General features: G+C 60.3%; 13 protein-coding genes. 7 read left to right on the forward strand and 6 right to left on the reverse strand.

The genetic code is table 11. The features are described from left to right. Positions 1–184: 184 nt before the first annotated feature. The 4 genes from I2E69_RS12855 (at position 185) to I2E69_RS12870 (ending at position 8,402) form a co-directional block, all read left to right on the forward strand. Positions 185–3,307 carry a SusC/RagA family TonB-linked outer membrane protein gene (locus I2E69_RS12855; protein ID WP_229095513.1) on the forward strand — a complete coding sequence of 1,041 codons (3,123 nt, stop codon included), beginning with the start codon at positions 185–187 and terminating at the stop codon, positions 3,305–3,307. Positions 3,308–3,331: 24 nt separating this feature from the next. Continuing rightward, positions 3,332–5,221 (forward strand): RagB/SusD family nutrient uptake outer membrane protein, encoded by a 1,890-nt coding sequence (locus I2E69_RS12860; protein WP_195461629.1) that lies wholly within the window; start codon positions 3,332–3,334, stop codon positions 5,219–5,221. An 81-nt stretch (positions 5,222–5,302) separates the two neighbouring features. Beyond that, complete coding sequence (locus tag I2E69_RS12865; protein ID WP_229095514.1) at positions 5,303–7,453, forward strand: DUF6259 domain-containing protein; 2,151 nt, start codon at positions 5,303–5,305, stop codon at positions 7,451–7,453. Position 7,454: 1 nt separating this feature from the next. Beyond that, positions 7,455–8,402 (forward strand): hypothetical protein, encoded by a 948-nt coding sequence (locus I2E69_RS12870; RefSeq protein WP_195461631.1) that lies wholly within the window; start codon positions 7,455–7,457, stop codon positions 8,400–8,402. A 30-nt stretch (positions 8,403–8,432) separates the two neighbouring features. On the opposite strand, the gene I2E69_RS12875 is transcribed toward I2E69_RS12870, so the two are convergent. The 6 genes from I2E69_RS12875 to I2E69_RS12900 form a co-directional block, all read right to left on the reverse strand. Beyond that, a complete protein-coding gene (locus tag I2E69_RS12875; protein WP_195461632.1) occupies positions 8,433–11,264 on the reverse strand; it encodes an FAD-binding and (Fe-S)-binding domain-containing protein in 2,832 nt (943 codons plus the stop codon). Positions 11,265–11,329: 65 nt separating this feature from the next. Further along, entirely contained in the window at positions 11,330–12,244 is a 915-nt protein-coding gene (locus tag I2E69_RS12880) for an ROK family protein (protein ID WP_195461633.1), read from the reverse strand. After that, positions 12,225–14,084, reverse strand: coding sequence for a class I mannose-6-phosphate isomerase (locus I2E69_RS12885; RefSeq protein WP_229095516.1), 1,860 nt, complete (start codon positions 14,082–14,084; stop codon positions 12,225–12,227). The genes I2E69_RS12880 and I2E69_RS12885 overlap by 20 nt, the downstream gene beginning before the upstream one ends. 25 nt (positions 14,085–14,109) lie before the next feature. Then, entirely contained in the window at positions 14,110–15,552 is a 1,443-nt protein-coding gene (locus I2E69_RS12890; RefSeq protein ID WP_195461634.1) for a hypothetical protein, read from the reverse strand. Continuing rightward, on the reverse strand, positions 15,545–16,807 hold the full coding sequence (locus I2E69_RS12895) for an MFS transporter (RefSeq protein ID WP_195461635.1): 1,263 nt from the start codon (positions 16,805–16,807) through the stop codon (positions 15,545–15,547). Before I2E69_RS12895 ends, I2E69_RS12890 begins: the two co-directional genes overlap by 8 nt. A gap of 15 nt (positions 16,808–16,822) precedes the next feature. Next, positions 16,823–18,298 carry a GH39 family glycosyl hydrolase gene (locus tag I2E69_RS12900; RefSeq protein ID WP_195461636.1) on the reverse strand — a complete coding sequence of 492 codons (1,476 nt, stop codon included), beginning with the start codon at positions 18,296–18,298 and terminating at the stop codon, positions 16,823–16,825. A 162-nt stretch (positions 18,299–18,460) separates the two neighbouring features. Here I2E69_RS12900 and I2E69_RS12905 point away from each other — a divergent pair, with 162 nt between their 5' ends. From I2E69_RS12905 to I2E69_RS15280, 3 genes are all read left to right on the forward strand, one after another. Next, positions 18,461–19,495 (forward strand): GntR family transcriptional regulator, encoded by a 1,035-nt coding sequence (locus I2E69_RS12905; RefSeq protein ID WP_195461637.1) that lies wholly within the window; start codon positions 18,461–18,463, stop codon positions 19,493–19,495. Positions 19,496–19,636: 141 nt separating this feature from the next. Then, positions 19,637–20,791, forward strand: coding sequence for an acyltransferase (locus I2E69_RS12910; RefSeq protein WP_195461638.1), 1,155 nt, complete (start codon positions 19,637–19,639; stop codon positions 20,789–20,791). Between the two features lie 336 nt (positions 20,792–21,127). Continuing rightward, complete coding sequence (locus I2E69_RS15280) at positions 21,128–21,457, forward strand: hypothetical protein (RefSeq protein WP_229095517.1); 330 nt, start codon at positions 21,128–21,130, stop codon at positions 21,455–21,457.

Genomic DNA, 21,457 nt, shown 5'->3' on the forward strand with positions numbered 1-21,457 from the left:
CCGGCCCGGTGGTACATGTTACATTTTCATGATATTCAATGAAAAAATTCAAAAAAAATCCGCTTTTCTTTGGAATATCAAATATTACATCTATTTTTGTACCACACCAAACCACACTAATCCGTTCATCCTATCTGTTGTGTGGTGTGGTGTACTGCGCAAATATACTACTAATTCTAAAAAGATGAAAAAAAGTTACGATGAATTTCAAAGAAAGTGTGATTTTCGGATGATCATGGCTTTCTGTGCGCTTCTGGCAGCGATCGTTTTTTCGCCATCGTACGCTTCGGCCCAGAACTTCACCCTCCAGGGAAGCGTAAAGACCGAGAAAGGGGAGCCGGTTCCCGGCGCCACCGTTATCGTCTCGGGGACCCAACTGGGCGCGACAACCGACGCCCAGGGCAACTTCTCCCTGCGCATGGCTAAAAAGCCCGCCGCAGACGCATCGATCGTTATCTCCTACCTGGGCTATACATCCCAGACAATCCCTATCGGCAACCGAACCACCTTCGAGGTCGTGCTCCAGGAAGAGAGTACCGCAATGGATGAAGTGGTCGTCGTAGGATATGGTACAGTCCGGAAAAAAGACCTTACGGGCGCACTTTCGACGGTCGGCGGCGAAGCGATCCTCAACCGGCAGACCCCGACCATCTCGCAGGCCCTCCAGGGCGCGATGCCGGGCGTAACGGTCACCCGGACCAACTCCGCGCCGGGCGGCTCGGCCACGATCCGCATCCGCGGCATCACGTCGATGACCGAAGGCGCATCCGACCCCTACGTGCTGATCGACGGCGTTGCCGGTTCGATCGACGATGTCAACCCCAACGACATCGAGAACATCACGGTGCTGAAGGACGCGGCGTCGGCGTCGATCTACGGATCGCAGGCAGCGGCGGGCGTCATCCTCATCACCACCAAGCGTGCCGGCAAATCGGGCGCGAGCGTCACCTATAATTATTCGCTCGGCCTCGACTTTCAGTCCCAAAAGCCCAAGTACATGAACGCCAACGACTACATGACGGCGATCAACGAACTGCGCTACAACGACATGCCTTCCGGAGGCTGGTATCAGGAGTACTCCCGCGATTATATCGAGAACTACACGCTGCTCAACCGCGAGAATCCGGACATCTACGCCAATGTAAACTGGATGGACCTGATGCTCAAAGACGTGGGCGTGCGTCATTCGCACAGCCTGACAATCCAGTCGGGCGGCGACAAACGCAGCTCGGTGCTGAGTCTGGGTTTCGACGACGTCGACGGCCTGTTCCGCAAGAACCTCTCGTGGAAGCGTTACACAGCCCGTCTGAACAACGACATGCAGGTGTTCAAGTGGATGAAGGCTTCGGCCGACATCTCGCTGCGTTACACCGACCAGGTCAATCCCCACGCTTCGCCCTCGAGCATCATGCGCTACATTCCGCCCATCTACCAGGCTGTCTGGAGCGACGGACGCTACGCCCCGGGCAAGGACGGCGTCAACAAGTATGCAGCCCTGATGTCGGGCGGCGAGAAGGACACCGACAAGTACCTGGCCAATGCCAAGTTCCAGTTGGACATCACTCCTGTCAAGGGGCTGACCGTCACGGGTATCTTCTCGCCCCAGTTTTCCTACACCAAAATCAAGGATTTCCAGCGCCAGACCTCCTATTTCAGCTATCAGGAAGCGAGCGACACCAGTTCGAAATACATCAGCGACGCCCTGACCACGGAGATCGAAGAGAGCCGCGGCGACACGTTCGCCCACACCACGCAGTTCTACGCCAACTACCAGCACACCTTCGGACAGGACCACAACCTCAGCGCCATGATCGGCTACGAGAACTACTGGTATCAGGAGGGAACGATCCTGGCCGGGAATACGTCGTTCTCCCACTCGCTGATCCCCGACCTGGACGCCGGCAACTCCGACGGCACTACAGCCAAATCGAAGGATGTCAACGAGCTGGCACGCCGCTCTTATTTCGCCCGACTGATGTACAATTACAGGTCTAAATACTACATCCAGGGCAATATCCGCCGCGACGGCTCCTCGCGTTTCGCACCCGACTGCCGCTGGGGTACGTTCCTCTCGGCGTCGGCCGGCTGGGTCTTCACCGAGGAGAAATTCATGGAAGGCGCCCGCAAGGTCCTCGACCACGGTAAACTGCGCCTCTCCTACGGCGAACTGGGCAACGAGCGCATCAAGGGCTACTATCCCTACCAGGCCGTGCTGGCCAACAACAACGTGGTGGGTTACAACGGCTCGACGCTGACGGCCCTGTCGGGTTACGCGCAGGCCGCCGCCGTCGTTACCGACATCACGTGGGAGACCACCTCGACCATCGATATAGGCGTAGACCTCTCGATGCTCCGCAACCGCCTGTCGGTCACGGCCGACTGGTACTACAAGAAGACGCGCGACATGCTCCTGCAAGTCCCCATCGCCCCGATCATGGGACTTTCGGACCCCTATGACAACATCGGCGACATGAACACCAAAGGCTGGGAGATCACCCTCGGCTGGAGGGACCACATCGGCGACTTCAGCTACGGGCTCTCGTTCAACCTTTCGGACGACGTTTCGAAGATGGGCTACATCGGCAACAAGGAGGTTATCTCGGGCGGCAAGATCATCCGCGAAGGGGTCGAATACAATTCGTGGTACGGCTACGTCAACGAAGGACTGTACCAGAGTTCCGAAGAGGTGAGGAATTCGGCAACCTTGGGTGAATACGTCTCTCCGGGCGACATCCGTTACCGGAACTTCGGCGACGGCGACCCGGACAATCCGCTCATCACGACGAACTACGACCGCCGGGTGCTCGCCTCGTCCCTCCCGCACTTCAACTACGGCGGTTCGATCGACCTGGCCTGGCGCGGCATCGACTTCAACCTCACGTTCCAGGGCGTCGGCAAGCGCAACTCCTACCTGACGGACGAGATGGTCCAGCCGCTTCGCTCGCAGTGGTATAACTTTGCGACTTATATCGGGGGGGGGAACTCCTGGAGCCGTAAAAACACCATCGAACAGAACCAGCGCGCCAAATACCCGCGTTATTCGTGGAACAGCGCGAATAACAACTACGCCATCTCCGACTACTGGCTCTTCGACGGCTCGTACTTCCGCGTGAAGAACATCTCGCTGGGCTATACCCTGCCCCAGAAATGGATGAGCAAAATCCACGTCAAGAGCCTGCGCCTCTCCGCGACGCTCACCGACTTCTTCACCCACAGCCACTTTCCCGAAGGCTGGGACCCCGAGGTCGGCACTACCGGCTACCCCATCACCAAATCGGTGCTCTTCTCCGCACAGCTTAAATTCTAACGTCGTATCAAAGAACGAAAAGATATGAAAACCATTAAAATCGCATTATTCGCCCTGGCCGGAAGCCTTGTGGTTTCGTGCAGCGACCTGGACCTTTCGCCCAACGACAAGGCAGCCAGCGGCTCCTGGTATCAGACGGCCGAGCAGTTCGAGCTGAACCTCAACGCCCTGCTCCACCACACCTACTGGCCCATGGAGCGCAACGAATGGGGGACCAACGAACAGACCGAACTGGATATGCTGACGGACGACGGACAGAACCGCAGCGCCCCGGGCCGTTTCCTCATCGACGGCGTAAACTCCGACTTCCCGCTCTCGGTCCGCATGTGGGACATCACCTACACGGGTATCAACCGCTGCAACAAAATTCTCACCGAGATCAAGAAACTCGAAGGAGTGATGGACGAGGACCGCTACGAGCGTATCGTGGCCAACGCCCGCTTCTACCGCGCCTGCTTCTACGCCCGCATCATGATCCACTTCGGCGACCCCGTCATGGTTCCCGAAGATATGGACATGGATTCCGAACAGGGCCGCGAAAGCGCCTACCTGCTGGCCCGCACCGATATGTGGACCGTCCTGCCCGACATCCTCAAGGAGTTCGACGACGTTGCTCCCCTGCTGCCCGTATCCTACACGGGCGGTGAGATCGAGCGCGCCACGCGCGGCGCAGCCTACGGCATGAAAGCCCGCTTCGCCCTCTATTTCGCGTCGATCCGCAAATGGGACACACTCGAAAACAACGGGTTCGGCGACGCCGACGCCGCGGAGGCCGAGAAGCTCTTCAAGGAGGCCCGCGACGCCGCCTGGAACTGCATGGAACTGGGCGTTTACACCCTTCATTCGGATTTCGGGCAACTGTTCCGCATGTCGACGAAACATTCGCCCGAGGGCATCTTCAACATTCCCCGCTCGAAGGCCCTGTCGAACGAATCGAAATACCAGTACCTCTACGGCGGAGCCACAAGGGCCAAACTCCCCCGCCTGTCGGGCGCTCCGACCTGTACGACCTGCCTGCCTTCGTGGTATCTCCTCTGCGCATTCCTCGACGACCAGGGCAAGCCCATCGACGAATCGACGGTCTACGATCCCCACAAACCGTTCGAGCACCGCGACCCGCGCTGCACCTACACCATCGTCGAGTTCGGCACGCAGCACGTAGGCGTGATTTTCGATCCGCATTTCGATGTCACCGAGGTATACAACTCCCGCGAAGGGACCATGGTGACCAACAACGATTCACGTTCCTACCTGATATCGGGAAACTCGAACCAATACGCCTCCTACAACGGCCTCGTGCTGAAGAAACACGTCGACGACGACTGGCTGGCTCCGTTCGAAGCCGAGAACGACAAACTCATCCTGCGCTATGCCGACGTGCTGCTGATGTACGCCGAGGCGAAGATCGAACTGAACGAGATCGACGACACGGTGCTCGACGCCATGAACCGGGTCCGCGCCCGCGCCTACAAAGCAGCCGTGACGGCCACCTCCGACTACCCGGCCATCACCGAGCGGTCGCAGGACAAGCTCCGTTCGATCCTCCGCATCGAACGCCGCATGGAGTTCGCCTTCGAAAACCTGCGCCTGTACGACATCTGGCGCTGGCGCATCGCCGAAAAGGTGCTCAACCGCCCCTGGATCGGCCTGCCCAAGAAAGACAAAACCCTCCAGCGCGCCTATATCGACAACGGCATGTGGTTCCACGGAGCCGTGCCCCAGGTCGACGAAGACGGATGCGTCGATTTCATGGCTCCCGTGGCCAAAGGCGCCACCGACTTTTTCAACAGCAATATTTACGCGCAGGTCCTCGCAGAGTGTAAGTTCGTAGCCCCGAAGAGCTACCTGTGGCCCATCCCGACCACCACGATGCAGGTGATGAAGAACATCAAGGAAAACAACCCGGGTTATTAACCCGCAGGTACGGCCCGCCGGGCGTCCGAAAAAGGGCGTCCGGCGCGCGTGCCGCAATACAACGAAGAGACTATGAATAAAATGGTGAAATTTCTGCTCGCATGCACGGGCATCCTGCTGTTCCCGGCCGCCGGGGCAGCCCCGAAAGAGAACACGCTCCGCAACGACAAACTACAGGTCACGGTCGACGACAACGGCCGCCTGACCAGCATCAAAAACCTCCGAACCGGGCAGGACTACGCCGGGGGCGACTACCTCTGGCGCCTCTATTACGACACACAGAAAGCCAAAGAGATCGAGGTGCTGCCCGGCGAACAGACGCCCCGCATCACCCGCAAGGGCGACACGATCACGCTGACCTACGACCACCTGAAGGCCAACGACTTCAGCATCGACAAAGAGGTCGACCTCGACATGCGCCTCACGCTCGGCATCACGCTCGAAGGCGACCAGGTGCGTTTCTCGTCGACGATCGAAAACAACGAACCCCACACGATCGTCCGCGAACTGCACTACCCGCTCGTGGGCAGCATGCCGCTTCCCGGGGACCACAAACTGCTGCTCACCCACACCGGGGGCCAGCTTTACGACGATCCCAAAGCGATGATCTTCCGCCACAGCAACACTGCGCCCTACAAGACCCCGGCGCAGAAGTTCCGCCAGATGGACGCCAAATACCCCATGCGCACCGTTACGGCCGGTTCGGGCGGCTGCATGGCCTCCAACTGCTTCGCCTACGTCGGCGAAAAGGAGGGTCTCTACTTCGGCAGCCACGACACCACGTTCCAGGACACGAACCACGGGCTTCGCCTCTACCCCGACGCCGAAGGCAATTTCACACGGCTGGAATCGGGTTTCTACAAGTTCCCGCAGTGCTTCGCCGGTGAGACGTGGACGTGCGACGCCAACGTGATAGCCCCTTACTCGGGCACGTGGCACGAAACGTCGAAACTTTACCGCCGCTGGGCCGACACGTGGTGGGACCACCGCGACGCGCCGATGTGGGTCAAACACATGCGCAGTTGGCAGCGGATCATCTTCCGCCACCAATACGGCGAACTGCTTTTCAAATACACCGACCTGCCGGGCCGCATCAAGAGCGTCGGCGAGAGCGTCGGAGCCGATGCCGTCTTCACGTTCGGATGGTGGGAAACGGGCATGGACCACGGAAATCCCCACTACAACGCCGATCCCGCCCAGGGCGGCGACGCGGGCTGGAAGAAGGCCATCGCCGACTACAAGAAAGACGGCGGCAAGGTCCTGCTCTACTTCAACGGCAAACTGATCGACCGCGAGAGCGAGTTCTACAAAAACGGCCCGGGCAAGGAAATCTGCTACCGCGACAATACGGGCGCCGAGCTTTTCGAGCAGTATAAATTCACGGGACAGGGCACGTTCCTGGGCGACTACAACGCCCGCACGTTCGTCGTGGCCGACACGCGCGCGCCGATCTGGCGCAAGATGTTGCTCGACTGGGCCGACCGTGCCCGCGAATACGGCGCCAACAGCGTCTTCTACGACCAGTTAGGATACGGCGAACGCGCCACCAACTGGGACCTGAGCCGGGAATTTCCCGTGCCCAACATGCACGTTATCGCCGACAAGGCCGAAGTGCTGAAGCTGGTCCGCGACCGCAACGTCAGCTTCGACCCCGAGTTCGCACTCGGCACGGAGTGGCTGACCGACGTTACGGCGCAGTACTGCGACTACATCCACATCTACCAGACCACCGCCGGACCGAACAGCTTTATCGACTGGTTCCGCTACACATTCCCCGAGATCATCATCTCCGACCGCGAAGTGCGCGACGACACCGACATCGAACGCCGTGTGAACAACACGCTGCTGAAGGGCCTGCGCAACGACATCGAAATCTACCGCTGCCGCGATTTGATCGACAAGACGCCGCACTACCAGGCTTATCTGGCCAAAGCGAACGCTATCAAGGGCCGCTACGCCGACCTGCTACTGGCCGGAACCTACCGCGACACGGAGGGATTCGCCCTGTCGAACCCCGGCATCGAGGCCCGCGCCTACGTCAACGGTGACGGCATGGCCATCGTGGCCACGCGGACACAGCAGGGCGAAGCCGCAAAGGGCGCGATCGAGGTTCCGGGCTACCGGTTCGTGGAGTCTTCGACGCTGGGCGACGCCCGGGTGTCGGCCGACGGCCGCGAGGTAACGCTGGGGCAGTATGACCTTGCCGTATTGGTTTACGAAAAAACAAAATAACATGCGTGCGCTGCAAACAGGCGCACCGATCGGAAATTCCGGCGCCCGGGCGTCGGAATTTCCCGTCCTGCGCATCACCAACCGCCATGTTTCGGCCCAGATCTGCCTGCCCGACACCGAATGCGGCTACTACCGGGGCACACGCTTCGACTGGAGCGGCATCGTGCGCGACCTGCGCAGCCGGGGACACCGCTACGTCTCCGAATGGCAGTCCCGGCACGATCCCCTGCGGCACGACGGACTCACGGGCCCGGCCGACGAGTTCACCCAGATCGGCTACGAGCAGGCGCGCCCCGGAGAGGAGTTCCTCAAAATCGGGGTCGGCACGCTCCGCAAGCCCTACGACCAGCCCTACGACCGGTTCCGGCTCTACGAAATCGTCGATCCCGGCATCCGCGACCTGATCGCGGGCCGCGACCGCGTCGAGTTCCGCCACCGGATGCTTAACGACTACTATGGCTACGACTACCGCAAAACCCTGGTACTGACCGACGCCCCGGGCCTGCGGCTCGAATACACGCTCAAGAACCTCGGTCCCGCACCGCTCACGGGTTACGTCTACAACCATAATTTCTTCACGCTCGACCGCATGGCCACGGGTCCCGACACGTCGATCCACTTCCCGTTCGAGCCCGAAGGCACGTGGCGCGAGGCGTACGACAGCGTGGCGCTGACGCCCGACGGAGTCGTCTTCAGGCGCAACCTGCGTACGGGCGAGTCGGTCTTCATGGGTGACCTCCACAGCCAGGACCCCGCGACCCGGGAGTATGGATTCAGCCTCCGCAACCTCGCGACGGGAGCAGGCATCCAGGCCTCGGGCAGCGGGCAACTGTCGCACATGGTCCTCTGGGCCTGCCCGACAGTTGCGTGCCTCGAACCCTACACCCCGTTCCGGGTCTTTCCCGGCGAGACGGGCGTGTGGCACATCGACTACGAACTGCTGGGATAAGAAAACCCCGGTCTTCCGACCGGGGTTTTCTTATCGTTTCGCCACTGTACAGGCGTCCACCAGGTAGACGATCGAGACATAAGGCACGCCGGCATGGGCCGTGAGCCCGATTTCACACGTGCGGCTGTTTGAATACCCGACACGGACGCCTGCGCGTTCGACGACGGGCCGCAGTTTGCGCAGAGCATAGGCGTTCACCTCGGGGTGCGTGAATCCGCGGTCGCCGGCAAATCCGCAACACCCCACCTCCTCGGGAATAACCACCTCGCGGGCGCACAACTGCGCCAACGAGACGATCACCCCGGCCAGCCCCATGCGCCGCATCGAGCAGGTAACGTGTACGGCGACAGGCCCGGGCTGGGGCCGGAACTCCAGCCGCTCCCGCAGAAAAGTCCAGATAAACTCCGCCGGCTCGTACAATTTCATGCGCCCGATCTTCTCGCGCATGCGGTGCAGACAGGGGCTCTGGTCGCACAATACGGGCCAGCGGCCTCCTTCGCTCGCACGCCACAGCGCCTCCTCCAACTCCGCCGTCTTGCGGTCGGCAATGTCGGCCATGCCTTTGCTCTCCCAGATCGTTCCGCAGCAAAGACGCTCCATATTTTCCGGGAAAATCACCTCATAGCCCGCTTTCCGGAGCAGGGCGGCCATTTTTTCAGCCAGCGGCTCCGCAACCGGCGTCTCGCGGGGCAGGCCCATCGTCTGGTTAATGCAACTCGGGAAATAGACGACCTTATCGGACTCCTGCACCGGAGCGGTTTTCAACACACCGGTAATGCGGTACGCCCGCGGCATCGAGGCGAGCCATCGGGGTATCCCCAGCGCATGCAACCCCTTCGCCACGGCCGTCATCGCCGGCGTTCCGAGCACCCGGTGCGTCGCATCGGCCATCGTCAGCACAGGGCGCAGGGTGTCTTTCAATCCCGCGAAATGGCGGGCTGCAAATTCCCCTGCGGCATGGCCGGCACTGCCGGGCGGCATCCGGAGCGCGCGCAGCGCATGTGTCAGTTCCCCTGTATTGATCCCCACCGGACAACTCGTCGAGCAAAGCCCGTCCCCGGCACAGGTCTGCTCGCCGGGGTAACGGTAGCCGCGTTCGAGTTCCTTCAGCCGGCGCGGGTTCTCGCCGGAGGCTTTCAGCCGGGCGATCTCCCGGCGCACGACAATGCGCTGGCGCGACGAGAGCGTCAGCCCGCACGTCAGGCAGTTTACTTCGCAGAAACCGCACTCGATACAGCGGTCGACCAGCGGATCGGTCAGCGGCAGGGGTTTGAAGTGGGAGAGGTGGCAACGGGGATCGTCGTTGAAAATCACCCCGGGGTTCAGCACTCCCGCCGGGTCGAACAGTTCCTTGACAGCCCGCATCACAGCAAACGCATCGTCACCCCACTCCCGGCGCACGAAAGGCGCCATGTTGCGGCCCGTGCCGTGCTCGGCCTTGAGCGAGCCGTCGTATTTGCCGACGACCAGTTCCACCACGTCGTCCATCAGCGCTTCGTAGCGCGCCGCCTCGGCCGGATCCGAAAACGACTGGTTGATAATGAAATGGTAGTTGCCTTCGAGCGCATGCCCGTAGATACAGGCGTCGTCGTAACCGTGGCGGGCGATCAGCGCCTGCAGTTCGGCGGTGGCCCGGGGCAGGTCTTCGATGTGGAACGCCACATCCTCGATCAGGCAGGTAGTCCCGGGGCGGCGGCCGCCGCCCACCGCGGGAAAAATACCCGACCGAACGGCCCAGTACTTCGCCTGCTCGGCGGGATCGCCGGTAAACCGCGCGGGAACATAAAGTGCAAACCGCCCCAGCAACGCTTCGATCCGGGCCACGTTGGCGGCCAGCTCATCCGCCGTGTGCGCCTTGGTCTCGGTCAGCACGGCCGTAAGACCCTCCCCCGTCGTGTCGCCGACCGAAGCCAGCGATTTGCGGTCGAGCATCTCGGCGCTATGCACGATCCGCTCCCCGGCGGCGTCCTGCAATTTGTTCATCTCCACGACGGCGCGGCTCGCCTCGCCGATGTCGCTGAAATAGACCATTGCGCTGGCCTTGTGTTCGTATTCGCGCTCGGTGCGCATCGTGACCCCGGCCAGAAACGCCAGCGTTCCCTCGGAGCCGACCAGAAGATGGGCGATGATGTCGAACGGATCGTCGAAACGCACCAGCGGCAGCAGGTTGAGCCCCATGACGTTCTTGATCGAATATTTATGCAGGATGCGCTCCGTCAGGGACTTGTTGCCGCGAACCCGGCCGCGCAGCGCTTCGACGGCGCGGAGGAATCCGCCGTGGCTCTGCGAAAAGGCCCGGCGGCTCGCATCGTCGCCCGTGTCGAGCAGCGTGCCGTCGGCCAGCACCAGACGCGCCGAGAGCAGCACCCTGTCGCTGTTGGCATGGGTTCCGCAGTTCATACCCGAGGCGTTGTTCATCACGATACCGCCCACCATCGCGCTTTTGATCGAAGCGGGGTCGGGCGAAAAGCGATACCCGTAGGGTTTGAGCACCTCGTTGACCCGTGCACCCACGACGCCGGGCTGGAGCCGCACGGCACGGCCGCCGTCGAGGACCTCGCAACCCTCCCAGTGTTTACCCGCCACAACGAGCACCGAATCGCTGACGGCCTGCCCCGAAAGGCTCGTTCCCGCGGCGCGGAACGTCAGCGGCACGCCCGACTCACCCGCCGCCTGCATAAGGCGGACGACCTCCCGCTCGTCGGCAACGCGCACGACGATCTGCGGGACAAGACGGTAAAACCCGGCGTCGGTTCCCCACGCCAGGCGGCGCAGGTAGTCCGTATAAACCCGCTCACGGGGTATGAAAGCGCGCACGGCGCGCAGGAATCTGCGATGTTTGTCGGTCATATGTTTTTGCATTCAAAAACAGGAGAGGCTACGCCTCTCCTGACAAATATACGAAATCGGTCGGTTCGACGCAAACTTTACCGGTCGGCATCGAGTTGTGCCAGCAGCCCGTAGAACGCCGCATGCCCGATATGCGCCGCAGGAGCAATCGTCCGAAGGCTCCCGACTCCCTGCAACCCCTCGCGGAGCGCAGGTTCCAGCAGGGCGAACGAACGCGAAATCTGGCCGCCCATCAACAGGCATTCGATCTTCTGTTCTTCGAGCAGGCCGCGGATGCCTCCGGCGAGGATACGGCCCGCTTCGGCGAAGGTCGCTTTCGCCGCAGGGTCCCCTTCGGAGGCCATGCGGCCCAGGTCGGCCACCGTCAGCGCCGGGTCCGCAGAACCTGCGAGTTCGGCGTAGATGCGCAGGAAACCCCGCTTCGAGACATAGTCTTCGAGGATGCCGTCGCGGTAGGGACAGTTGTAAATCGCCAGCCGCGGCGACCCCGTGGGTGAATACTGCACTTCGCGCCCGAGGCAGCAGGCAAAGCCGAGTCCGGTCCCGAGCGTCACGAGCGCGGCGTTTGCCGCATCCCGGGCACTGCCCCAGGTCATCTCGCCCAGCATCGCCGCATTGACATCGTGCATAAAGCGGACCGGCATGCCGGGTCCCGTCTCCGGAAGCCCGTGCAGCAAATCGGCAAGCGAAAGCCCGTAAATACTCCGAAACTTATGCTCCATGCGGGGGATGCCGTTGGCATAGTCGAACGGCCCGGGAAAGGCGATGCCGATGCCCGCCAGCACGAGCCCGTTGCGCGCGGCGAAGGCGGCTCCCCGGGCCACCGAAGCGGCCAGAGCTCCCGTAATCGCTTCGCGCGTGCCGTCCGAAGGCATCGGGCAGGAGAACTCCGACCCGGGGATCAGTCCCCCGGCGGAATCCGCTGCGACAGCTTTGAGGAACGTTCCCCCGACATCGAACAGCAGCCGGCAGCTATTCGTTTTCAAATCCATCCTTAAGCATCGTCTTGTGGACACAGATCGGCTCCGTGCGCAGGTTCTCGATCACGTAACGCCCCATGTCCGCGGGAACCACGACCATATCCATATACTCGGCGTCGAAGAAGCGTTCGGGCTCATCGACGGAGCGGATGCGCACGCGCTCGCCGTCGACCAGCACCAACACGTGGAACTTGCCGTTGGTATTGTCCTCAATCGACTTCTCGAACTCCAGGCGGCGCAGTGAGAAGTAGAGCATATCGCACTCGCCCACGATCTTCTCGGCCCAGCCTTCGCCCTGGCGCACGACGCGGGGCTGCTGAACGATATTGCCCCGCAGCCAGCTCGTACGGCAGTCGTAGTTGAGCGTGCGCTCGCCGTGCCACGTGTGGATGGGACGGGGTTTGCCGTCGAGGTCGGCGCGCAGGTAGTCGTAGAGTTTGTAGGTGTACGACCCGATCGTGAGGCTGCCGATCTCCAGGATCACCTGGTTGCGGCCCGAAGAGTGGATCGTACCGGCGGGAAGCATCACCTGGAGGCCGGGTTTCGACTCCTCGTAGTGGACGTATTTCAGGTAGTCGACAGGCTTATGCTCCGTATCGGCCAGCTTGATGTCCCGGATAAACTGGTCCGTATCGGCATCGTCGCGGAACCCGACGAAGGTCTTGGCGTCGTGAGCCGCCACAATGACGTAGTAGCTCTCATCCTGACGCCCCAGCTCTCCGAAATTCTCTTCGTTGTACTTGGCTCCCGAATGCACCTGGATCGACATGTTGCCGTTGCTGTGGTAGGTGTCGTCGTAGTTGAAACGGACAGGGAAGTAACCGCCGAACTTCTCGACGCACTTGTCGCCCATGATGGCATGGCCCTCCTTCTGTACGAACGAGAAGTAGGGGAAGTCGATCTTTTCGCCGCCCACCTCCACGACGATCGACACCTCCATCGGAATCAGGTCGAATACCCAGGCGCAGTTGCGCATCGAGTCGGGCAGGTTGCGGAGCTTCTTGACGTAGGTTCCGCCCCAGACGCCTTCCAGGTAGACCGGCTTGCACCGGAACGGATAGGACGCCAGCGACCTGAATATCTCGGTCAGCGCAGCCATCGGGATCATCTGGATGTTTTCGGGCTTGTCCGACGCCATGTAGTAATCAATCAGCGCGCCGCGCAGCAACTCGCCGCGGTGGTGAACGCCGATTTCGAAGTCGGCATAGTAGCAGCGGCGGATCACCTGATTGGCCGGGCGTGCGACCTTGTCGCCCATATTGGCATACTGTCCGCGGCGGATACGCAGGATCGACTCCTTGGGGGTTACGTCGAAGTAGCACTTCACATCGTACAGGCCGAGCAGTTCCTTGGTCAGGCATCCGTTTCCGAAGACGATCAGCACGCGGCCTTTCGCCGCGGGCGCTTTCAGCTCCTCGAGCCGGGACTTGAACGCGGCAAACTTCCGGGTATCGAAGAAATCTTCGAAACTGCGCTTAATCAGCCGGCCGAACAGCAGCGAAGGGTCTTTGCGGGTGTCCCACTCCAGATTGGGATTGATCATATCGGCAATTTCCTGCTCCGATTTGAGCACCTCGGCAAACGGGAAAGCCTCGACTTCGACGCCTTTTCCGATGAGTTGCTGCGAAAGCAGGTTGACCATGCGCGTCCAGTCGGCGGTAGCATAGCCGTCGAATGCCACGACGACATTCTTTCCGGGTGCGGCGCCGAGCCGCCCCATGACATCGGCAGCCAATGCCGAAGCGGCTTTCGGGGTTCCCGCGACGACCGCCTCGACGGCTTTTTTCGGAAGTTGCGGACGGTTGACGGCACGCGGGTCGTCATACGGGAAGGGGTTGTACATGAAACTCATGACAAATACATTTTTATAGGGTTAATTAGCTTATTTCGTGATATTCGAAGTCCATGATCTCGGACAACATGCCCAGTTCGCGCAGGTAGTCGCCGTCGACGATGGCGAAGTGCTGCGTGGTCCCGATCTTCAGTATCTCCTCGAAGAGCCGCTCGACGGGAACCACCGGACGGAAGATGCTGTGCGAATAGGTAGCCAGGATATGGTCGCCTTCGAGCGAATCGACCAGCGTGGCGACCAGTTTATAGCGGCCGTCGCACTCGACCAACTGGGCCATGGTCTTGCGGCCCGGAGAGATGCGGTACCAGGCGAACGGCGCCCCGGCATACTTGTACGAAGTCTTGGCGAAACGTACGTCGCGGGCGATGACGACGTTTTGCTGCCAGGCGGGGTCGTTGTGGTCGTTGGGACCTGCATGGCCGCCCGCGAAAGTGCCGTAGTCGGACTCGATATGGAAAGGTTCGAGGAAGTTGACGTTCTTACCCGAAATCAGTTTCAGCAGGTAGGTGACGAGGCCCGCGCCGATGTCGGCTTCGGGAACCAGCACCGAGCAGTTGTCGTTGAACCACGGGTGGTAGAATCCGGCGCGCAGGCCTACCAGTTCGAACATGGCCCGGTCGATGTCGTTGAATACCATCACGTCGATGTCCGAAGATTGGGCCATCTTCTGGAGGCCGATCGAAGCGCGTACCGAGGCTTCGAACTTGTCGCGCGCCACGTCGTCCATCATCTTGTAGCGGGAAGTCAGTTCGTCGCAGTAGGCCTTCAGCTCCTTGTCGCTCACCGCGTCGATCACATCGCCGTAGACCGAATAGGGCAGGAAACGGATTTCGGGGCCCAGTTTGGTGAACAGGTCGTAGGGGTCGATGTAGGTGGACCACATGGCCTCGTTGTAGTTGGCCAAAAGGCCCACGTTCGACTGGCGGAGGATGGCGCGGGCACGGGCCGCCGAAGCGAAGAGGCGAACCTGTTCGGTGACCTCCTCACGCGAACCCATCACGACCTTCACGTGTTTGCGCCCGGTACGGGGAACCGACCCCGAGGCTTCGAGCGAACCGACGAGCGTGCCGGCGCAGAGGTAGTCGATAAAGTCATCTTCGTCGAGCGTATCCTTGAACGAAACGTGGTCTTTGGCGACGTTGACAAAGAGGATCGGCACATCGGGCATGTCCCGCAGGAAACGAATCCACGCAAAATCCTCGGACCAGGAGAGGAACTCGGCGATCACGAAATCGACCTTCTCCATGTAAAAATGGTCCATGGCGTCCATGGCCTCCTGCTTGTCGTAGACGATTCCGGGGAATACGACATCGAGGAAATCCATCGTCCCGAGTATTTTTTTCACATCGGCATCCTTGCGCTCGGCGTAAGTGCCTCGTTTCAATCCTTCGCCCAGCATCTTGAAGCGCGGCGACGCGATCAGCAGCAAACCTGCCTTCGCTTTTCTGGTTTTCAGGTTACTATTCATGTCTGATTTTGTTATAGTCCTTCATGTAGAAATATTTGGCGCCCAGCAGCATGATCACGCCGCACACGAGCCACACGACAGCCAGCATCGAGATGCCGAACGACAGTCCGGCGGCCTGCTTCACCATACCCAGCACCAGGGGAGCGAGCGCTCCGATGGCGAAGCCGGTCATGATCATCACGCCCGAAGCTGAAGAGTGGTAACGGGGCGGAATAACGTCGTAGAGTACCGTGTAGGTGTTGGCGTCGAAGAATGCGCGGGCGAACCCGAAGCCGGCGAACCCGATATAGATCATCCACAGCGCGGCGGAATTGCCCATCAGGACGATGAACGGCACGGCGGCCAGCAAGCCGAAGCCCTGCATGGCCATGCGCCACGCGGGATGCAGGCTGCCCAGTTTGTCCGAGAGGCGTCCGGCCAGCAGCACGCCGATAAAGGCGAACAGGTGGGTGTAGAACATCGAGTGGAATCCGGCGCCTGCGAGGTCCATGCCGAAGTTTTCGTAGAGGTAGGTCGGCATCCACGTGAGGTAGCCCGTCAGCACGAAGATCAGTCCCGCGAAACAGACCGTGAGGATCAGGGCCGTCGGCGTGGTGAAGACCATGCGGAACCCCTCCATGATGCGCGGTTTGGGCTCGGCGGCCTCCGCGGCTGCGACGGCGGCCGGCTCCTTCTTGTCCTTCAGGCGCACGGCCATGACGATGCCGTGCACGACGCCGATGGCGCCGAAGATGTAGAAGGCGCTGCGCCAGCCCCACAACTGTCCGATATATCCCGCGGCGTAACCGCTGATGATGATGCCGATGTAGTAGGCCGTCTGGTGGACCGACATGGCGAAAGCCCGCGTCTTATCGTGGTACTGGGCTAGGAGCGAATAGTTGGCCGGGCCGAAGAACGCCTCGCCGCCGCCCGTGGCGACGCTGCGCATCAGCACGAGCATCACGAAACCGTTGCAGAGCCCCGTGAACATCGTGGCCACGCTCCAGAACAGGATACTCCCCGTAACGATCCATTTGCGGCTGAAACGGTCGCCGACCAGTCCGCCGATGGGAACCAGCAGGGCATAGAAAAGGTTGAAAACCGTAGCGATGGAGCCGATGGCCACGTCGCTCAGGCCCAGGTCCTCGCGGATGAGCGGAAGCACCACGTTGAAGACCTGCCTGTCAGCCTGGTTCAGCAGGTAGGCGACCCACAGCAGGGCCAGCACCTCCCACTTGTATTTCGGGTTCTTCTTCCCGACGGTTGCAGTTGTCATTGGTTAGGGGTTAGGTTAATACAACATGTCATTGGTCGTTCCGGCGGCCTGTTTCCCGACAGCCGGAGTACGGAACGGAACGGCGCTGCGCTCCATAACGAGCATCGGGCTGTCCCAGACGGGGAGTCCCGTCAGTTTCAGTTGTCCGCCGATACTGTGGCCGTGCGGCAGCGAAAGCGCATAGATGCGGCCCGTAATCGGCTCGACGAGCACCGGATCGGAGAGCGAGAGTCCCTTGACGGCCAGTTCGACCTCGTCCCACGCCAGTTCGTCGGCCGGAATACGGTCGGAATACCAGTACATGGCCCCGACGAGTTTCCCCTCGGCCCCGGCAATCCCCACGACAGCGATCTCCCGCGACGTATTGGCCCGGTATTCCAGCCGCCCGGCCGGCTTCATGCCGCGGTGCAGCAGGTTGACCATGTGCTGTACGCCATGGTAGGAAGGACGTTTGTAAACCACCTCTTTGAGCAGATTCGTGCGCAGCAGTCCGAACGATTGCTGCATGTTGGGATATTGCAGGTCGACGAGGGTGAAAATCGACGAACGGAGGCCCAGCGCAAAGTCGTTGGCCATGCGGCGCATGTCCCATTTGGCCTGGCTGTATTCGCTCCACTCGTGGTAGCGCAGCGCATGGCCCCATTCGAGCACCGAAGGACAGCCGCTCTCGCCCTGGAACAGGCGGATGCGCGGATCGTACGAAGCGACGAGTCCGGCCAGCGCCTCGATGCCGGGCGTAGCGTCGTCGGGATTTTCATAATAGGGGTGGAAACTGACGTAGTCGATCAGTCCCAGCTTGCCCCGCTCGCGGAGCATATCCAGTACGCGCCTTGTGAAGTCAATCGGCATGCGCGAAAGCCCGAATCCGATGATCACCGCTTCGGGGTCGACCTTGCGCACGGCTTCGGCAGTCCGGACCAGCAGTTCGGCATAAGCGTCGGGATGCTTGGCGTTGCTGCCCAGGTTGGGCTCGTTCCACACTTCCCACTCGGCCACGCGCCCTTTGTAGCGGCGGACGACGGCCGTAACATACTTTTCCCACGCACGCATGGTCTCCTCGTCGGTGAAAATCCGCGAGCCGAGGCCCTTGGCGGCTCCGTAGAGGGGATTGCCGTAGGAAAGGCACATCCACGGCTTCACGCCCTGTTCGACGAGGCCGTCGACGGCCTCGTCGAGCCAGGCGAATTCGTATTTGCCCTTCTGTTTTTCGCAACGCGCCCAACCGCTCTGGAGGCGCGCAGCCCCCACGCCCAGCTCGCCCACATAGGGCTTGTAGGCTGCAAATTCGGCATACTCCCGGTCGAGGGTTTCACACCCTACCGACCAAGCCGGGTTGGCAAGTTCACGCGAAGCAGCGGTCGTTACCGATCCGATCTGTTCGAGCCGGGGCGAGACCATCTGCATTTTTTTCCAGGTCAGCGACCAGTGTTGTGCGGGTGCAGACGATGCAAACAAAAGGCCCAATAAGCTGAGAAAGACTGTTTTTTTCATTTTTAAAAAGCGGTTAGCAGTTTTTTTCATATCTTTGTAATTCCACAACATAAAAGGTGTGGGGTGTGGTGCTTATTTCTGATTGGTGTTGTGTAGTGTGGTGCAAATATAAGCAAAAAAACAAACAAACCAATATTTATTTCATTTTTTTAAGCGACAGACATGCCTGAAAAAATTAAAATCGATCCGGATAGTCAGATTCCGGTTTATAAACAGATCGTCGAACAGGTAGAACAACTGGTACGAAACGGCGACTATCCCGAGGGGCATTTGCTGCCTTCGATGAACGAATTGTCGGCGCTGCTCGACATCTCGAAGGAAACCGTAAAGAAAGCCTATTCCATCCTCCGGAACAAAGGATATATCGACGCCAGGCAAGGCAAAGGTTTCTACGTGGCGGCCACGGGCGCGGCGGACAAACTCCACATACTCGTGCTGTTCGACAAACTGAGCAACTACAAGCAGGTCCTTTTCAACTCGTTCGCCGAGGAGATCGGCGACGCGGCCGAAATCACCATACGCCTCCATAACCAGAACGTCGAACTGCTCGAATACTACATCGACGAAAACCTCGACCTGTTCGACTACTACGTCATCACGCCCCATTTCCCGCTCGACGCCGCGTCGCAGAAGCGCGTCATGAAGATACTCGCGCGCATTCCCAACCGCAAACTGATTATGGTCGACCACTGGATGGAAGCCCACCCGGGCAACTACGGCGCCGTCTACCAGGATTTTGCCAACGACGCCTACGAAGGGCTGGGATACGGGCTCAAGAAACTCAAGACCTACTCGAAACTCAACGTCGTGACGCTTCCGTCGAGCCTCTATTATACGTCGGTAAGCAAGGCCGTCGAGCAGTTCTGCCGCGACAACGACATCGCCGTGGAATTCCACACGAAGATCACCCCGGAGATCATCCGCGAGAAGGAGGTCTATCTGATCCTCAACAGCCAGTACGACCTCGGGCTGATCGAACTGGTACGCCGCGCCCGCGAACTCAACTACCGCGTGGGCCGCGACATCAGCATCATCTCCTACAACGAATCGCCGATCAACGAGATCATCCTCAACGGCCTGACGACCATCTCGACCGATTTCCGGCAGATGGGCGTACTGGTGGCCCGGATGATCCTCGACAAGACACCCGCCAAGATCAAGTGCGACTTCCAGATGATTCGCCGCAACACCTTTTAGGCACGACCGGCAAATGGAAAGCGGGAGATCCGGTGAGGATTTCCCGCTTTTTAAATACCCGGCATCCCCGAAGAGCGGCAAACAGGCGCAGCAGTCCGGGATTTTTTTATTATCTTCGCCGGAAATCCATACCCGACGACAATGAAGAACCGACTTCCCGACCTCAACGTCCCGGCCCGCGAACGCATCGGCTGGGTGGACCTGCTGCGCGTGATCGCCTGCTTTCTGGTGGTCTTTTCCCACAGTTGCGACGCCTTCGTCGCCGTATTCGACAGCGACCGCGCGACCTTCCTGCAAGGAGCACTGGCCGGCAGCCTCGTCCGAGCCTGCGTACCGCTCTTCGTGATGATGTCGGGCGTGCTGCTGCTGCCCGTGCGGACCGACGCCGGGAGTTTCTACCGCCGACGCATCGGCCGTATCCTCGTGGCGCTGGTCTTCTGGTCGCTGGCGCTGCCCGTTCTCTATTTCCTCTACATGCGCTACGTCGGCTCGGCCAGTCCGGCGATCGACCCCGCGCTGTTCACCGGTGAAGCCACGCTCCGCAAGATGTGGACCTTCGTCTTCAATTTCACCTACGACACTACGCCGCTTTGGTATCTCTACATGCTCCTCGGCCTCTATTTCATCCTGCCCATCATGAGCGCATGGCTCGAACGGGCCTCGCAGCGCGATCTGCGGATCGTGCTGGGCATCTGGGGCCTGACGCTGCTGCTGCCCTACCTGAAAATGCTGGCTCCGGCGCTGGGCTATGCCGGCAATTACGGCAACATGGGCCTTTACGGCGTCTGCGACTGGAACGAATTCGGCACGTTCTACTACGTCTCGGGTTTCGCGGGCTACCTCGTGCTGGCCTTCTACCTCGTGAAATTCCCGCCCGCGTGGAGCTGGCGCAAGACGCTGGGTATCTGCATCCCGGCGTTCCTCATCGGCTACCTGATCACGGGACTGGGCTATGTGATGATGCAGAAAGAGTTCCCGGGCAACTACGCCTACCTCGAAATCGTGTGGTATTTCGCCGGCATCAACGTCTTCCTGATGACCGCCCCGGTCTTTATCCTCGTGCAGAAAGCCGCTGCGAAACCCCGCGCATGGCTCTCGCGGCTGGCCGGCGCAACGTTCGGCATCTACCTCTGCCACTTCATCTTCGTGCAGGCCGGTTACGACCTCGTGCAGCAGATTCCGGGTCTTCCCGCACTGGTGCGCATCCCGCTGATCGCCTGCGGGGCCTTCGCCGTAAGCTGGCTCGTGGTATGGCTCATGCAGCGCTGGCGCCTGACGCGAAAATTCGTGGAGTAACCCACTGAACGGCGTAGATCCCGTCCGAATCCCGAACCCATTTTTTCAGTAAACCTATCCGATTTTCCGGGGCGTATCCATTCGTTACGCCCCGGAATCGGCATACGCTATTTCCGGATGACACACGTCGCCGCGCCGATCCGGAAGAAACGGCCTGTTCGTGATGAAAAACCGCCGGTTCATTGAAAACCGAAACCGAAACGCTGTTTTTCGGGGAAGAGTTGATACCTTTGACCGATTTTTTTACCCAATGTATAACCTCCCCGCCGGGTGTATCCGGTTTATAAAAGTTCCGGCAAACAAACCGCGGCGGGTTCACCCCTGAAAATTTTAAATATGACATTTTTGACCTCCCGTCTGCATCGCATCCTGTGCCTGGCAATCGTAACGAGCACCGGGCTCATCTCGTGCGAAAAAGTAGCACAACTGAGCGACTCGGCCCGGGTGGAGGAGATCTCCATCCTCACGGCCGATCCCGACCGCGTAATTTTCGACCAGCCCGTCATCAAGGGCGAAGTCATCGAACTGCCGATTATTTACGGCAAATACCTCTTCCCGATCACCATCTCGCTGGATATCAAGACCGAATCGGGATGTAAGCAGATACTCGGATTCGACGGGGGGGGGGAACGAATTCACCTTCGACAACCAGAACCACGTCCGTGA

Source organism: Alistipes sp. D31t1_170403_E11 (assembly GCF_015553985.1).
In the GTDB taxonomy this organism is placed as follows: domain Bacteria; phylum Bacteroidota; class Bacteroidia; order Bacteroidales; family Rikenellaceae; genus Alistipes; species Alistipes montrealensis.

Coding starts and splice junctions, on each gene's coding strand:
- I2E69_RS12880 (WP_195461633.1), bottom strand. CDS start 12,244: ATGGATTTGAAAACGAATAGCTGCCGGCTGCTGTTCGATGTCGGGGGA.
- I2E69_RS12910 (WP_195461638.1), top strand. CDS start 19,637: ATGAAGAACCGACTTCCCGACCTCAACGTCCCGGCCCGCGAACGCATC.
- I2E69_RS12855 (WP_229095513.1), top strand. CDS start 185: ATGAAAAAAAGTTACGATGAATTTCAAAGAAAGTGTGATTTTCGGATG.
- I2E69_RS12860 (WP_195461629.1), top strand. CDS start 3,332: ATGAAAACCATTAAAATCGCATTATTCGCCCTGGCCGGAAGCCTTGTG.
- I2E69_RS12895 (WP_195461635.1), bottom strand. CDS start 16,807: ATGACAACTGCAACCGTCGGGAAGAAGAACCCGAAATACAAGTGGGAG.
- I2E69_RS12890 (WP_195461634.1), bottom strand. CDS start 15,552: ATGAATAGTAACCTGAAAACCAGAAAAGCGAAGGCAGGTTTGCTGCTG.
- I2E69_RS12885 (WP_229095516.1), bottom strand. CDS start 14,084: ATGAGTTTCATGTACAACCCCTTCCCGTATGACGACCCGCGTGCCGTC.
- I2E69_RS12905 (WP_195461637.1), top strand. CDS start 18,461: ATGCCTGAAAAAATTAAAATCGATCCGGATAGTCAGATTCCGGTTTAT.
- I2E69_RS12865 (WP_229095514.1), top strand. CDS start 5,303: ATGGTGAAATTTCTGCTCGCATGCACGGGCATCCTGCTGTTCCCGGCC.
- I2E69_RS12900 (WP_195461636.1), bottom strand. CDS start 18,298: ATGAAAAAAACAGTCTTTCTCAGCTTATTGGGCCTTTTGTTTGCATCG.
- I2E69_RS15280 (WP_229095517.1), top strand. CDS start 21,128: ATGACATTTTTGACCTCCCGTCTGCATCGCATCCTGTGCCTGGCAATC.
- I2E69_RS12870 (WP_195461631.1), top strand. CDS start 7,455: ATGCGTGCGCTGCAAACAGGCGCACCGATCGGAAATTCCGGCGCCCGG.
- I2E69_RS12875 (WP_195461632.1), bottom strand. CDS start 11,264: ATGCAAAAACATATGACCGACAAACATCGCAGATTCCTGCGCGCCGTG.